Consider the following 13,299-nt stretch of genomic DNA (forward strand, 5'->3'; position numbering starts at 1 on the left):
GAGGGACGGTGGCAGCCGGCGACCGCACGGACGGGCGGGTCGCGGACATCCGAGGGGGACGTATGACGGACGTCGTCATCAGCGGCGGTGGGCCGACCGGCATGATGCTGGCCGCCGAGCTGCGCCTGCACGGTGCGGACGTGCTGGTGCTCGAGCGGGACGCCGAGCCGAGCCCGGCGGTGCGGTCGCTGGGCCTGCACCCACGGAGCATCGAGGTGCTGGACCAGCGCGGCCTGCTGGACCGGTTCCTGGCGCACGGGCAGCCGTACCCGCAGGCGGTGGGGCACCTGGCGGGGATCGACCGGCCGGCGCCGGCGGACCTCGACACCGCGCACCGCTACGTGCTCGGCATCCCCCAGCCGGTGACCGACCGGCTGCTGACGGAGCGGGCCCTCGAGCTCGGCGCCCGGGTGCGTCGCGGGTGCGAGGTCACGGGCGTCGAGCAGGACGACGAGGGCGTGACGGTCGCGCTCGCCGACGGGACACGGGAGCGCGCGGCGTGGCTGGTCGGGTGCGACGGCGGGCACAGCCTGGTGCGCCGGGCCGTCGGCATCGGGTTCCCGGGCGAGGCGGCGACCACCGAGTGGATCCTCGCCGAGGTGCAGGTGACCGCGCCGCCCGACGAGCTCGCCCGCGTCGTCGCCGCCGTCCGCGAGCGCCACCAGGGGTTCGGGGTCGGGCCCGCGGGTGACGGGCTGCACCGCGCGGTCGTCCCCGCGGCGGCGGTCGCCGAGGACCGCACCGTCCCGCCCACGCTCGACGAGCTGCGCACGCGGCTGCGGGCGTACGCGGGCACCGACTTCGGGGTGCACTCCCCCCGGTCGCTCACGCGGTTCGGTGACGCGACCCGCCTGGCCGACCGGTACCGGGTGGGCCGGGTCCTGATCGCCGGGGACGCGGCGCACGTGCACCCGCCGCTGGGCGGGCAGGGCCTCAACCTCGGCATCCAGGACGCGGTCAACCTGGGCTGGAAGCTCGCGGGGCAGGTCGCCGGCTGGGCACCGGACCGGCTCCTGGACACGTACGGCGACGAGCGGCGCCCGGTGGCCCAGGACGTCCTGACGCTGACGCGCGCCCAGAGCGAGCTGCTGCGCACCGAGCCCGGGCCGCAGGCGGTGCGCCGCCTGCTCACCGAGCTCATGGCACTGCCGGACGTGGGCCGCCTGCTGGCCGGGCGGGTCAGCGGGACCGGCATCCGGTACGACCTGGGCGACGGGCCACCGCTGCTGGGCCGTCGGCTGCGGGACGTCGCCCTGGGCCGCGGACGGCTGTACTCCCTCCTGCACGCGGGGCGCGGCCTGGTCCTGGACCCCGGCGGGACGCTGTCGGTGGGCGGGTGGGCGGACCGGGTCGACCACGTCGTCGACGCGACGGACGAGCTCGACCTGCCCGCCGTCCTGCTGCGCCCCGACGGCTACGTGGCCTGGCTCGGGGAGGACCAGGTGGGGCTCGTCGAGCACCTGGCGCGGTGGTTCGGCACGCCGACGCCCTGACTGCGCACCGACGGACACGCCCCGGGTGTCTGCCGGCCGTCCCCGAGATCGTCATGAGGGTGTGCGGCCACCCCGGCCCACGACGAGGATGACGACCAGACCGTCCGAGGAGGACGCCATGCGCTACACGATCCTGCTGCACTACCCCGAGATGACGGCCGAGCAGATGGGCGAGGACGCGTGGGCGGAGGGTGAGCGCGAGTTCAGCGCGTACGCGGCCACGCTGCAGGCCGCCGGGGCCCTGATCGGCGCGGAGGTGCTGCAGCCGTCGTCGAGCACGACCACGCTGCGCACCGTCGACGGCGTCCTGCAGGTGCAGGACGGACCGTTCGCGGACACCAAGGACCAGCTCGGCGGCACGTTCGTCGTCGACGTCCCCGACCTCGACGCGGCGATCGAGCTGGCCCGGCGTGCGCCGGGCGTCTCGTGGGGCGCGGTCGAGGTGCGCCCCGGCGCGCTGTACACGGTGGACGGCGTCTGGACGCCGAACGCGTGAGCGCCGCACGGGCGCGGGCGGCCGCCGAGCGTGCCGCCCGCGACTCGTACGGCCGGCTGGTCGCGCTGCTCGCGGCGCAGTCCGGGGACGTCGCCCTGGCGCAGGACGCCCTGGCCGACGCCTTCGAGCAGGCGCTCACGCGCTGGCCGGACGACGGCGTACCGCGCACCCCCGACGCCTGGCTGCTGACCGTGGCCCGCAACCGCATCCGTGACGTGTGGCGCTCCGCGGCGCACCGTCGCACCGCGCCGCTGCCCGACGACGCCCTCGCCGACCTGCCGGCGGACGACCCGCTCGCCGACGTCGACCCGGCCGCGATCCCCGACCGCCGCCTCGCGCTGCTGTTCGTCTGCGCGCACCCCGCCATCGCCGCCGACGTCCGCACACCGTTGATGCTGCAGACCGTGCTCGGGCTCGACTCGGCGCAGGTCGCCAGGGCGTTCGCCGTGACACCGGCCGCCATGCAGCAGCGCCTGGTGCGCGCCAAGCGCCGCATCACCCGGGCGCGCATCCCCTTCGTCGTCCCCGACCGGTCGGCCATGGCCGAGCGCCTGCCGCCGGTGCTGGAGGCCGTCTACGCGTGCGCTGCGGTCACCTGGCGGCAGGACGCCCGCGACCTCGCCGGCGAGGCCCAGCACCTGGCCGTGGTCCTGGCCGCGCTGCTCGACGACGAGCCCGAGGCGTGGGCGCTCGCGGCGCTGGTCACGCTGTCGCTCGCCCGGCGGCAGCCGCCGGGCGTCTTCGTCCCGCTCGACGAGCAGGACCCCACGACGTGGGACGCGGACCTGCTCACCGAGGGCGAGGCGCTGCTGCGGCGGGCGCAGCGGCCCGGTGTGCCCGGGCGGTTCCGCCTGGAGGCGGCGATCCAGGCGGTGCACGCCGACCGCCGTCGCACGGGCCGCACCGACTGGGCCGCGCTGCGCACCCTCTACACGGCCCTGGACGCGGTCGCGCCGAGCCTGGGCGGGCGGGTCGCGCTCGCGGCGGTCGTCGGGCGCGTCGACGGCCCGGACGCCGGGCTCACGGCGCTGCCGCCCGAGCCGTCGCCGGCGTTCCAGCCGTGGTGGGCGGCGCGCGCGGACCTGCTGGCCCGTGCCGGGCGCGAGGCGCAGGCCGCGGAGGCGTTCCGCCGGGCCGCCGAGCTCACCGACGACGCGGCGGTGCGTGCGTACCTCCTGGCGCGCGCCGGCGCAGGGTCGGGCGACGGCTGAGCCTCGGGCGTCGAGGGCCGTCCCGGCGCGCCGGGAACGCGCGCGTCGAGGATCGTGAGGGCATGGCACCCGACACCGCCCGCACCTGGCACCCGCGCACGTCCCCGCCCGGCGGTCGCACCGCCGAGGTGCCCGGCCCGGGGCAGGAGTCCGTCTGGGACTACCCGCGCCCGCCCGCGGTCGTGCCGAGCACGGAGCACGTCGTGGTGAGGCTCGGGACGACGGTCGTCGCGGACACCCGCCGCGCGCTGCGCGTGCTGGAGACCTCCCACCCGCCGACGTACTACCTGCCGCTGGCCGACGTGACGGCCGGCGCGCTGGAGCCCGTGCCGGGCGCGCAGTCGTTCTGCGAGTTCAAGGGCCGCGCCGGGTACGACGACGTCGTCGGCACGGACGCCGACGGGCGGCGCCTGGTCCGGCCGCGCGGCGCCTGGGGCTACCCGCACCCGGCGCGCGGCTACGAGGCGCTGGCCGACCACGTCGCGCTGTACCCCGCGGGGCTGGTCTGCACCGTCGACGGGGAGACCGTGCAGGCCCAGGAGGGGGACTTCTACGGCGGGTGGCGGACGAGCCGGGTGGTGGGTCCTTTCAAGGGCGGTGCGGGCACGCACGGGTGGTGAGCGTCGGCGGACGGCGCATCGGGCCCCGGACGAGGCCCCGGCTCAGGACACGGTGAGGACGGTGCCCGCCGGGACCTGGTCCCACAGCATGTCGAGGACCTCCTCGCTCACCCGGACGCAGCCGTTGGAGATGGCCCCCGTGCGGTCGAACGGGGTGGTGTGGATGGCGGTCGCCGAGGTCCCGGTCGCCGTGTCGTAGACGTCGATGGTCTCGCTCTGGCTGGACAGCAGCAGCACGCGCGGCGTGGAGGTGCCGGGCTGCTCCCACTGCGACCCGACGACGAACTGCGGGATCGCAGGCGTCGGCGTCGCCGGTGCACCCACCGCCGTCACGGGCACGGTGCGGGTCGTCGCGCCGTCGTCGATCGTCAGGGTCAGCGCCGCGAGGTCGAGGTGCAGGCGCCAGTCGGTGCCGGACGGCGTCGTGTCCTGCGCGCGGATCCAGGCGGTGCGCCCGTTGACCTGCGCGACGTCCTGGCTGGGCAGGGCGCTGCGCGTGGCGAGCATGACGCGCAGCCACCCGCCGCGCTGCTCGACCACGGGCAGCACCGTGGGCACGTCGAGCGTCACCGCGGGCACCGTCGCCACGGGGCTGCCGTTGATCGCGTCGTACCCGGCGGTGTCCCGCACGACCGTCGCGGTCTGCCAGGCGCCGAGCGCGGGGTCGTCGTTCCGCCGCTGCTCGAGGCCGTCCGTCCCGGGCAGGCCGGGCACGAGGTTGCGGGGCTCGGCGACGGGCAGCGTGGACAGGTCGGCTGCCGGGACGACCGGGGGCGGGGGGACCGCGGCCTTCACGACGTCGACGGGCGCGCGGACGACCACGGGCTCGGGTGCGGGCGGCTCGCTCGCGCAGCCCGCCGCCACAGCCGCTCCCAGCAGCGCGACCGCCACCGGTCGTGCCCATCCGCTCGCTCGCATGCCCCCATGGTGCGGGACGTCGGGCGGTCCGGACGACCCCGCCGCACCGCGCGGCGGACCGGGCTCCCGGATGCGGCATCTCCCCCGGGCGCCCAGCATCGGTGGAGGGCGACGAGACGGGGGACGGTCGGATGACGACGGTGGCGGACGCGATCGTGCGGCGGCTCGGCGAGTGGGGCGTGGAACGGATCTTCGGGTACGCCGGCGACGGCATCGACCCGTTGCTCGCCGCGCTGGCGCGGGCCGGTGGTGACATCGAGCTCGTCACGGCGCGGCACGAGGAGATGGCCGCGTTCATGGCGACCGGCCACGCCAAGTACTCGGGCGGCGTGGGCGTGTGCCTGGCGACGCAGGGACCCGGCGCGATCCACCTGCTCACCGGGCTCTACGACGCCAAGCTGGACCGCACGCCCGTGGTGGCGGTCGTGGGGCAGGTGGCGACCACCGCGCTGGGCACGGGGTACCTGCAGGAGGTCGACCTGCCGGTGCTGCTCAAGGACGTGTGCGCGCAGTACCTGCAGACCGTGACGACGCCCGAGCAGCTGCCCGCCGTGCTGGACGCCGCCCTGCGCACCGCGATCGCGACGTCGAGCCCGACGTGCGTGATCGTCCCGCACGACGTGCAGCAGGCCGTGGCCGCCGAGCCGGAGCAGTCGCACGGGGTGGTGCAGACGTCGCGCGCGGTCTCGCGGACCGTCGGTGTGCCCCCCGGCGACGACCTGGACCGCGCCGCGCAGGTGCTCGGCGCCGGCGAGCGGGTCGTGGTCCTCGCGGGCCGTGGCGCCCGCGGCGCGACCGACCAGGTGCTGGAGGTCGTCGAGCGCCTGGGTGCCGGCCTGGTCACGTCGCTGCTCGGCAAGCCCCTGTTCGACGAGGGCCTGCCGATGCACGCCGGGGTCATGGGGCACCTCGGGACCACCGCGTCCGCCGACCTGCTCGCCCGCTGCGACACCCTGCTGATCGTCGGCAGCAGCGACCCGTGGACGGAGTTCTACCCGCCGCTCGGGCAGGCGCGGACGGTCCAGGTCGACGTGGCCGCGCGCAACCTCGGCGCCAAGTACCCGGTCGAGGCACCGCTGGCGGGGGATGCCGCCGCGACGCTCGACGCGCTCCTCCCCCGGCTGCCGCAGCGCTCGGGTCCGTGGCGCGACGAGGTCACCGCGGCCGTCGCGTCGTGGCGGCGCATCGCCGCCGAGCGCGTCGCCGCACCCGCCGAGCCGCTCAACCCCCAGCTGCTGCTGCACGAGCTGTCCGCGCACCTCCCCGCCGACGCCCAGGTGTCCGTCGACGTCGGGTCGATCACCTACTGGTACGCCCGTCACCTGCGGCTGCCGCCCGGCGTGCCGGCGCACCTGTCGAGCACCCTGGCCTCGATGGGCTCGGCCCTGCCGTACGGGATCGCCGCCAAGCTGCTGCACCCCGAGCGGCCCGTCGTCGCGCTGGCCGGGGACGGCGCCATGCTGATGAACGGCATCAACGAGCTGGTCACCGTCGCCGCCCGCTGGCGCGACTGGGCCGACCCGCGGTTCGTCGTGCTCGTGCTGGACAACGGGGACCTGGCGGAGGTCACGTGGGAGCAGCGCGAGATGGAGGGCGACCCGCGCTTCGACGTCTCGCAGGACGTGCCGTCGTTCCCGTACGCGGACTACGCCGAGCTGCTCGGGCTGGCCGCCGTCCGGGTGGACGACCCGGCGGACGTCGCCGACGCGTGGCGCACGGCGCTGGCGGCGGACCGGCCGTGCGTCGTGCAGGCCGTGGTCGACCGGGACACCCCGCTGCTGCCGCCACGCGCGCCCGCCGCGCAGGTCGAGCGGATGCGGCGCGGCCTGAGCCAGGAGCCGGTGCCGGACAACGCGCTGCGGCAGCTGCAGGCGCAGCGGTCCGGCGAGCGCGCCGACGACCCGGCGGGCCTGTCCGCGGAGCACGAGGGCTGACGACAGGGCCGGGCGGGCCGGGCGGGCCGGGCCACGGGACCCGCGACCGACGGGCCGTGCGGAAGGAGCGCGCTACCGCCGTCGGGCGCCCGGGACGCCGACCGTCCCGACCCCCGGCAGGTCACCGAAGCGCGCCCGGAGGTCGTACGAGGCGACCGCCCGCCCGTCCTCGGCGGCGTGCGCGGCGATGATCAGGTCGTGCGCACCGCGCGGCTCCCCTGTCCGCCGCACGTGCGCGATGAGGCGGGCGTGCTCGACCGCCGTGCGCTCGGTGTAGTCGAGGACCGTGACCGCCGACGTGATCGCGGCCAGGACGCGGGCGCGATCGGCGGCGCGTGCGGCCGTGTCGGCGAGCTCGATGCCGGTCCGGAACGCGGCCACCGTGACCGCGGCGATCGCGAGGTCGTCGTCGTCGAGGGACGCCCGGTCGACCGTCCCGCGCTCGTAGGCGATGAGGGTGCTCGTGTCGAGGATCAGTCGGCGCGCCACGGGTCGCTCTCGTCCGGCACGAGCGGCGTGGTCGCCGCGGTGACGTCGCTCTCGAAGTCGTCGTCCAGGCGCGGCACCCCGTCGAGCGCGTCGCGCAGCGCCCGCGGCGCGGCGCGCGAGGACCGGGCGCCGCGTCCTCCGCAGCCGACTGCCGCTCACCCCGACGCTGCTGGCGTCGCCCCGTCCTGAGATGAGAGCGCGGTGGACACGAGCGCTGGGCCCGTCGAGCGAACCCTGCGACGCGGCTACTGTCGCCAGCACGCCGGCAGGGTCCGCGCGGCGGCCCCGGCGTCGACCTCGTAGACGATCTCGCGGCCGTCCTCCTCGTCCCACTGCTCGCCCACCTCGGTGAACCCGTACTGGACGACCAGGTCGTGGGACGCCGTGTTGTCGGGGGTGATGGTGACCCGCACCGTGCGGACGGCGGGTTCGTCGCGGGCGCGGCGCAGCAGGGACTCCAGGGCCGCGCGGGCGTAGCCACGGCGCCGGTGGTCGGGGTCGACCGCGTAGCCGATCTCCACCATGCCGTCGGCATCGGGCGGCCCGTGGTAGCCCGCACGGCCGACCGCCCGACGCCGGGCCTCGTCCCAGATGACGCCGGTGACCCAGGCCGGGCTGGTGGGGTCCCGGTGAGCCTGCTCGCTGCGCATCCTCCAGACGCTGCGCCACTCGGGCCCGGCGAAGCACGCGGTGAGAGGGACAGGGCTGCAGGCGTTGGCCCGGGCGAGGTCACCGGCGGCGAGTGCGTCGAACGTCGGGCCGTTCAGCTGGACGATGCGGATGCGCGGGCCCGGGCCGCCGGGCGCGGCCTCGGGCGGGGTCTGCTCGGTGGGCACCCGGCATGGTCCCAGACCGGCGCCACCCCGGCCCGAGGACGGCACGGCGGGGCGGGGCCGACACGAGCGATCGTCCGCACAGCCTTCTCCGGAGGACGCCCTTGTCGAAGGATCGTTCACCAGCCTTCACGAGCGGACCGGCGAGGTGAAGGATGACGGAGGGCGCCGCGCTGTCCGACCACCTCTTCGCGCAACCCCTGGTCACGGCGGACACGTCGCACGGTTCCTGGAGATCTCCGGCCGCGGAGCCCGCAACGCGATCGAGGTCCTGGAGGCCGCGGGCGTCCTGCAGGCTCCGTCGCCCGGGCGGCGCGGCCGCGTGTGGCAGGCGACCGAGGTGCTGGCGGCGGTGGACGCGTTCGCGGAAACGCGCGGGCCGACGGCGCGCAGCACGCTGAGGCCCCGCCGGTCGCGGTGTCGCTGAACGCGACGGGCGCCGTCAGCGGGCCATGCGGTACTCCGCCACCAGCGGGCACTGGAACGGGTCGCGCGCGGCCAGGCCCACCTCGTTGAGGTACCGCACGACGATCCGGTAGGACTCGCCCAGGGTGGTCTGCGTGTAGGTGATGCCGCGCGACTCGCAGAACTCCTGCACGATCGGGCGCGCCTCGCGCAGCGCCGGGCTGGGCATGCTGGGGAAGAGGTGGTGCTCGACCTGGTGGTTCAGGCCGCCCATGAACCAGTCGACCAGCCGCCCGCCGGTGATGTTGCGGCTGAGCAGCACCTGGCGGCGCAGGAAGTCCATCTTGGCCGACGCCGGCACCACGGGCATGCCCTTGTGGTTGGGCGCGAACGACGCCCCCATGTAGACGCCGAACAGGCCGAGCTGCACGCCGAGGAAGGCCAGCGCCATGCCGACCGGCAGGACCCAGAACACCAGGGCGAGGTAGCCACCCAGGCGGATCGTGACGAACGCGATCTCCACGGCCCGGCGCTTGACGGGGCCGCGCCCGAAGATCGTCTTGATCCCCGACGCGTGCAGGTTGATGCCCTCCAGCAGCAGCAGCGGGAAGAAGAACCACCCCTGGCGCTGCGCGAACCACCCCTTGAACCCGGTGCGGGTCTGCTCGAGGTTCTCGGTGGTGAAGACGAGGACGCCGGGCTGGATGTCGCCGTCCGCGCCGACGGTGTTGGGCTTGGCGTGGTGCCGGCCGTGCTTGTGGTTCCACCAGCCGTAGCTCATGCCCGCGTAGAGGTTCGCCAGGACGAGGCTGGCCCAGTCGTTCCAGCGGCTCGAGGCGAAGATCTGCTTGTGGGCGGCGTCGTGCCCCAGGAACATCACCTGGCCCAGCACCACCGCCAGGACCGCGGCGGTCACCATCTGCCACCACGACGGGCCGATCAGCACGAACGCCACGCCGATGCCGACCAGCGCGAGGGTGAGAACGGCGAACCGGGTCCAGTAGTACGCGTGCCGCCGCCGCATCAGGCCCATCTCCCGGATCACGCGCGCGAGCTCGGTGAAGTCGCTGACGTGCCGCTCACGAGGTGACGCGGGCCCCGTCACCTCCGCCGGTCGGTCGTCGGACGGAGAGCTGTGGGTGGCGGTGGTCAACGGGGCACCTCGGCTTCGGGGGGCGTGACACAAAAGACGCGCAGGGGACGCGTGCGGTAGCCCAGCACAACCTGCTGCCCGTTTCCAGTCGAACCGGAAAAGTTCGGGCGCGTGTTGCGGAAGCGGCACCACATTTGGGTGACGTCGAAGGGGCGTCGGCGGCGATGCCGCGGGCCATCCTGCGCCTGTCCGCGCTACCGGTCGCGCCGCAGCACGAAGACGTACGGGAGCGCCGATCCGCGCAGGTCCATGACCCCCAGCACGGTGCGGTCGTCGACGCGCCGGAACGCGTCGATGATCGGCAGCCGGTCGTAGACCATCGCCGCCGACGGCACCCCGCGGTAGGCGACGGTGCGCAGGCGCGCCTGCGGGCGGGTGGTCGTCAGCAGCGGGCGCAGGACGGCGAACGCCCGCGCGGCGACAGCGGGCGGCACGACGGGCGCCAGACGCAGGGCGGGGCCCAGCGGAAGGAGCGTGGGCGTGATCGCGACGAGTCGGCCGCGCGCGCCGCGGAACACCAGCGGGTGGACGTCGTCGGGCGCGTCCATGCGCTTGCCGTACCAGCCGAGCGCCTCCAGCAGCCCGTCGAACGGGTGCGCCGTGGGGATGCCGCGCCCGGCCCAGCGGCCCAGCATCTCGTCGACGTCGAGCGGGGGCAGGGCGTCGAAGAGCGCGAGGGCGGCGACGGTGGTCGTGCCGGGCTCGAGCGCGGCGAGCCGGGCCGCGGACGTCCCGCCGTCGCTGCTCGTCATCGAACCTCCAGTGCCGGCGGGCTACCGGGAGCCCGCGGCGAGCGAGGGGTCCGTCAGGGCGTCGCGCACGGCCAGGCAGGGGTCGAGCGCCGGCTGCGCGCCGTGGACGGTCGCGGCGAGCTCGCCGGCGCGCTGCGTGAACTCGCGTCGCGCGTCGTCGGGCACACCGTCGAACACCGCGTCCTCGGCCGCGCGGACCTTGCCCTCGAGGTCGGCGAGCGTGGCCCGGCCGTGCGGGGTCAGCGCGATGCGCCGGACCCGGCGGTCGGTGGGGTCCATGCGCCGCTCGACCAGGCCGGCCTGCTCGAGCGCGTCGATGACGTACGGCATCACGGTCTTGTCGATGCGCAGGTGCTTGGCCAGCCCGCTCTGGGTCGGCGGCTCGTGGTGCCCGACCACGGAGAGGATCTGGTAGCCGCGCGTGCCGTGGGGCACACCGGCGACCGCCTCCTCGACCAGCTCGGTCCACCGGCGCAGGATCACGCCGAGGCACCACCCGAGGTCCGCGCCGGGCGCCGCCGCCGCGAGGGCGTCCGGACCCTCGTCGCGCCGCCGGTCGTCCATGCGTCGATCGTACGCGTCCGCGGGGCGATCCCGCGGACCCTCATACAGATGGTCGAACATCTCATATGTTGAGCAATCTGCTGGGTAGACAGGTGGAACGGCCGATCCGCGCCGACCCACATCCCCGACACCCCGGCGTCCTCAAGAACGCCCTCGACCGGGCGGTGCGCCCGTACGGCGCGGGGACGGCACGCCGGCACCGTCACACGGTGCCGTCGGCCGCCCACGCGTCGGTGAGCAGCGAGACCAGCGCGTCGAGCTGCACGTCGGTCGACGACTCCGTGTCCTCGCCCGCACCGTCCAGCGCCCGGGCGGCCAGACCGGACTTGGAGTCGATGAGCTCGGCGATCTTGGCGTCGATGGTCTGGGCGGCGATGATCCGCCAGGCCGTCACCGGGTCGCCCTGGCCGATGCGGTGGACCCGGTCGATCGCCTGCGTCTGCTCGGCGTCCGTCCAGGACAGCTCGGCCAGCACCAGGTTCGACGCGACCTGCAGATTCAGGCCCACGCCCGCGGCCATGAGGGAGCACACGGCGATCTGCACGTCGGGGTCCTCGACGAACGCGGTGACGTTCTTCTCGCGCACCCGCGGGGTCTGGTCGCCCCGGATCGAGGCGAACCGGATGCCGCGCTCGGCGAACGTCTGCTCGGCGGCGTCCATGACGTCGACGTGCTTGGCGAAGAAGACGACCTTGCCGACGTTGCGGGCCAGCTGCGCGGCGTAGTCCGCGGCGGGTCCGGCCTTGGCCTGGCCGATGCGCCGCACCATCGTGAAGACGTTCTCGCCCTTGGCCTTCGAGCTGGAGTCCTTGAGCTCGGCCGCGGCGACGCGGCGCGCCAGGTCCAGGTCCAGCCCGTCGACGGACGGGTCGCCGGTGCGAGCCTCCAGCGCGGCCCGGTACCGGCTGAGGAGCCGCTGCGCCAGCGCCGCCTCGGCCGCGCGGATCGAGCGCCCCGTGGCGCCGTCGAGCTCGACCGGCAGGTCGGCCACGCGGCGGGCGGGGATGTCGGCGGCGACGTCGACCTTGCGGCGGCGCACGATGCCCATGTCGATGACGGCGTTGCGCGCGGCGGTGTAGAAGCCGGGGTCGGCGGGCGTCAGGCCCGTCTCCTCCAGCGCGGTCATGAGCCGGCCGAGCGGCTTGGTGTCGTCGATCCAGCCGAGGAACTGCCAGATCGCGCGGAAGTCCTCGATGTCGTTGATCAGCGGCGTGCCGGTCAGCGCCATGAGCAGCGGGCGCCCCGCGCGGGTGCGGATGCGCTCGGAGAGCGCGAGCACGTGCTGCGAGCGCTGCGACGTCTTGTTCTTGATGAAGTGCGCCTCGTCGACGACCATCCCGCGGAAGCCGAAGTCGCCGAGCCAGCCGACGTGCCGGTCGAGGATGTCGTAGTTGACGATCACGACGTCCGCGAACGCGTCGACCTGCTCACCGTCGCCGTGCACGACCGTGGCCTGCCGGAACGGCGTCCACAGCCCGACCTCGCGCGCCCAGTTGGTCTTGACGACGTTGGGCGCCACGACGAGCAGCGGGTAGGCGTCCGCGGCCTGCGCGGCCAGCAGCGCCTGGGCGGTCTTGCCCAGGCCGGGCTCGTCGGCGAGCAGGAACGTGCGGTGGCCGGCGGCCGTCGCCGCGACGACCTGCGCCTGGTGCGGCATGAGCTCGCGACCGGCGGGCACGGGCACCACCCGGGGCGTCGGCAGCGGCATGCAGGCGGGCGCCCCCGTGGCGGCGTACTCGAAGGACCGGAACAGCGGCTCGAGCAGCTCCCAGCCGGCCAGCCGCCGGGGCTGCGCGGCCCGGCGCTCGGCGGCGGCCTCGAAGTCCGGTGCGAGGAACGGGTTGGCGAGCTGACGCGAGCGCACCGACTGCGGCACCACGCGGTTCTCGGGGACGACGACGGGCGCCGTCGGGGCGGCGGGGGTGGGCTCCTCGGCGGGCGGCTCCATGCCGGCCTCGCGCATCACGGTCGCCTTGTAGGCGTGCGCGGCGTCGGACAGCCGGGCGTCGTCGGCGAGCAGCGCGAGCAGGGACGTGTCGCGGGCGGCGGTGCGGGCGAGCATCGTCGCGATGTCGTCGAGCCGCTTGAGCTGCTGGGTGCGGCGGGACTGGCCGAGCTGGTCGTCCGCCATGAGGCGTGCGCGCTCCTCGCGGACCAGCAGCGCGACGACCTGGAACTTGGTCCGGACGGACGGGCGGATGGGTGTGCGCTGCACGGCGCGGTCGACCTCGCGGGCGACCTCGGCGAGCACCGGGACGAGCCCGCGCTCGACGGCGCGCGGCGCCTTGCGGCGCTGGACCCCGGTGCCCGCTCGCGAGCCTGCGGTGCCCGCGCGCGAGCCTCCGGACCGACGTCGGCCTGCTCCTGCCACATCTCCTCCTTCGCACGTCCGCACCCGCGACCACGGCACAGCACCGGCGACCACGCCGCG

Annotated in this window: 12 protein-coding genes; 5 read left to right on the plus strand and 7 right to left on the minus strand. The window is 75.5% G+C overall.

Going from position 1 to position 13,299, the window contains the following annotated elements; all coding sequences use genetic code 11:
* Positions 1–62: 62 nt before the first annotated feature.
* From J1G43_RS14380 to J1G43_RS14395, 4 genes are all read left to right on the plus strand, one after another.
* A complete protein-coding gene (locus J1G43_RS14380; protein WP_207342388.1) occupies positions 63–1,493 on the plus strand; it encodes an FAD-dependent monooxygenase in 1,431 nt (476 codons plus the stop codon).
* Positions 1,494–1,611: 118 nt separating this feature from the next.
* On the plus strand, positions 1,612–1,989 hold the full coding sequence (locus J1G43_RS14385) for a YciI family protein (protein ID WP_207342389.1): 378 nt from the start codon (positions 1,612–1,614) through the stop codon (positions 1,987–1,989).
* On the plus strand, positions 1,986–3,200 hold the full coding sequence (locus tag J1G43_RS14390; RefSeq protein WP_207342361.1) for an RNA polymerase sigma factor: 1,215 nt from the start codon (positions 1,986–1,988) through the stop codon (positions 3,198–3,200). Before J1G43_RS14385 ends, J1G43_RS14390 begins: the two co-directional genes overlap by 4 nt.
* A 62-nt stretch (positions 3,201–3,262) precedes the next feature.
* Positions 3,263–3,820 carry a DUF427 domain-containing protein gene (locus tag J1G43_RS14395; protein ID WP_207342362.1) on the plus strand — a complete coding sequence of 186 codons (558 nt, stop codon included), beginning with the start codon at positions 3,263–3,265 and terminating at the stop codon, positions 3,818–3,820.
* Positions 3,821–3,862: 42 nt separating this feature from the next.
* Here J1G43_RS14395 and J1G43_RS14400 read toward each other — a convergent pair whose 3' ends face one another.
* Complete coding sequence (locus J1G43_RS14400; protein WP_207342363.1) at positions 3,863–4,738, minus strand: L,D-transpeptidase; 876 nt, start codon at positions 4,736–4,738, stop codon at positions 3,863–3,865.
* A gap of 131 nt (positions 4,739–4,869) precedes the next feature.
* On the opposite strand from J1G43_RS14400, the gene J1G43_RS14405 reads away from it, so the two are divergent.
* Positions 4,870–6,672, plus strand: coding sequence for a thiamine pyrophosphate-requiring protein (locus J1G43_RS14405; RefSeq protein WP_207342364.1), 1,803 nt, complete (start codon positions 4,870–4,872; stop codon positions 6,670–6,672).
* A 72-nt stretch (positions 6,673–6,744) separates the two neighbouring features.
* Here J1G43_RS14405 and J1G43_RS14410 read toward each other — a convergent pair whose 3' ends face one another.
* The 6 genes from J1G43_RS14410 to J1G43_RS14435 all read right to left on the minus strand — a co-directional run bounded on the left by J1G43_RS14410 (position 6,745) and on the right by J1G43_RS14435 (position 13,239).
* Positions 6,745–7,161, minus strand: coding sequence for a PIN domain-containing protein (locus J1G43_RS14410; RefSeq protein WP_207371369.1), 417 nt, complete (start codon positions 7,159–7,161; stop codon positions 6,745–6,747).
* A gap of 245 nt (positions 7,162–7,406) precedes the next feature.
* Positions 7,407–7,997, minus strand: coding sequence for a GNAT family N-acetyltransferase (locus tag J1G43_RS14415; RefSeq protein ID WP_307859611.1), 591 nt, complete (start codon positions 7,995–7,997; stop codon positions 7,407–7,409).
* A 439-nt stretch (positions 7,998–8,436) separates the two neighbouring features.
* Positions 8,437–9,552, minus strand: a complete 1,116-nt coding sequence (locus J1G43_RS14420; RefSeq protein ID WP_242635793.1) for an acyl-CoA desaturase — start codon at positions 9,550–9,552, stop codon at positions 8,437–8,439.
* A 194-nt stretch (positions 9,553–9,746) separates the two neighbouring features.
* On the minus strand, positions 9,747–10,304 hold the full coding sequence (locus J1G43_RS14425) for a DUF4334 domain-containing protein (protein ID WP_207378703.1): 558 nt from the start codon (positions 10,302–10,304) through the stop codon (positions 9,747–9,749).
* A 21-nt stretch (positions 10,305–10,325) separates the two neighbouring features.
* Entirely contained in the window at positions 10,326–10,868 is a 543-nt protein-coding gene (locus J1G43_RS14430; protein ID WP_207378704.1) for a MarR family winged helix-turn-helix transcriptional regulator, read from the minus strand.
* 202 nt (positions 10,869–11,070) lie between these two features.
* Positions 11,071–13,239: a DEAD/DEAH box helicase gene (locus J1G43_RS14435; protein ID WP_207378705.1), complete on the minus strand. Its 2,169-nt coding sequence runs from the start codon at positions 13,237–13,239 to the stop codon at positions 11,071–11,073.
* Positions 13,240–13,299: the final 60 nt, after the last annotated feature.

This window comes from Cellulomonas sp. zg-ZUI22, assembly GCF_017353535.1.
GTDB lineage: Bacteria > Actinomycetota > Actinomycetes > Actinomycetales > Cellulomonadaceae > Cellulomonas > Cellulomonas wangleii.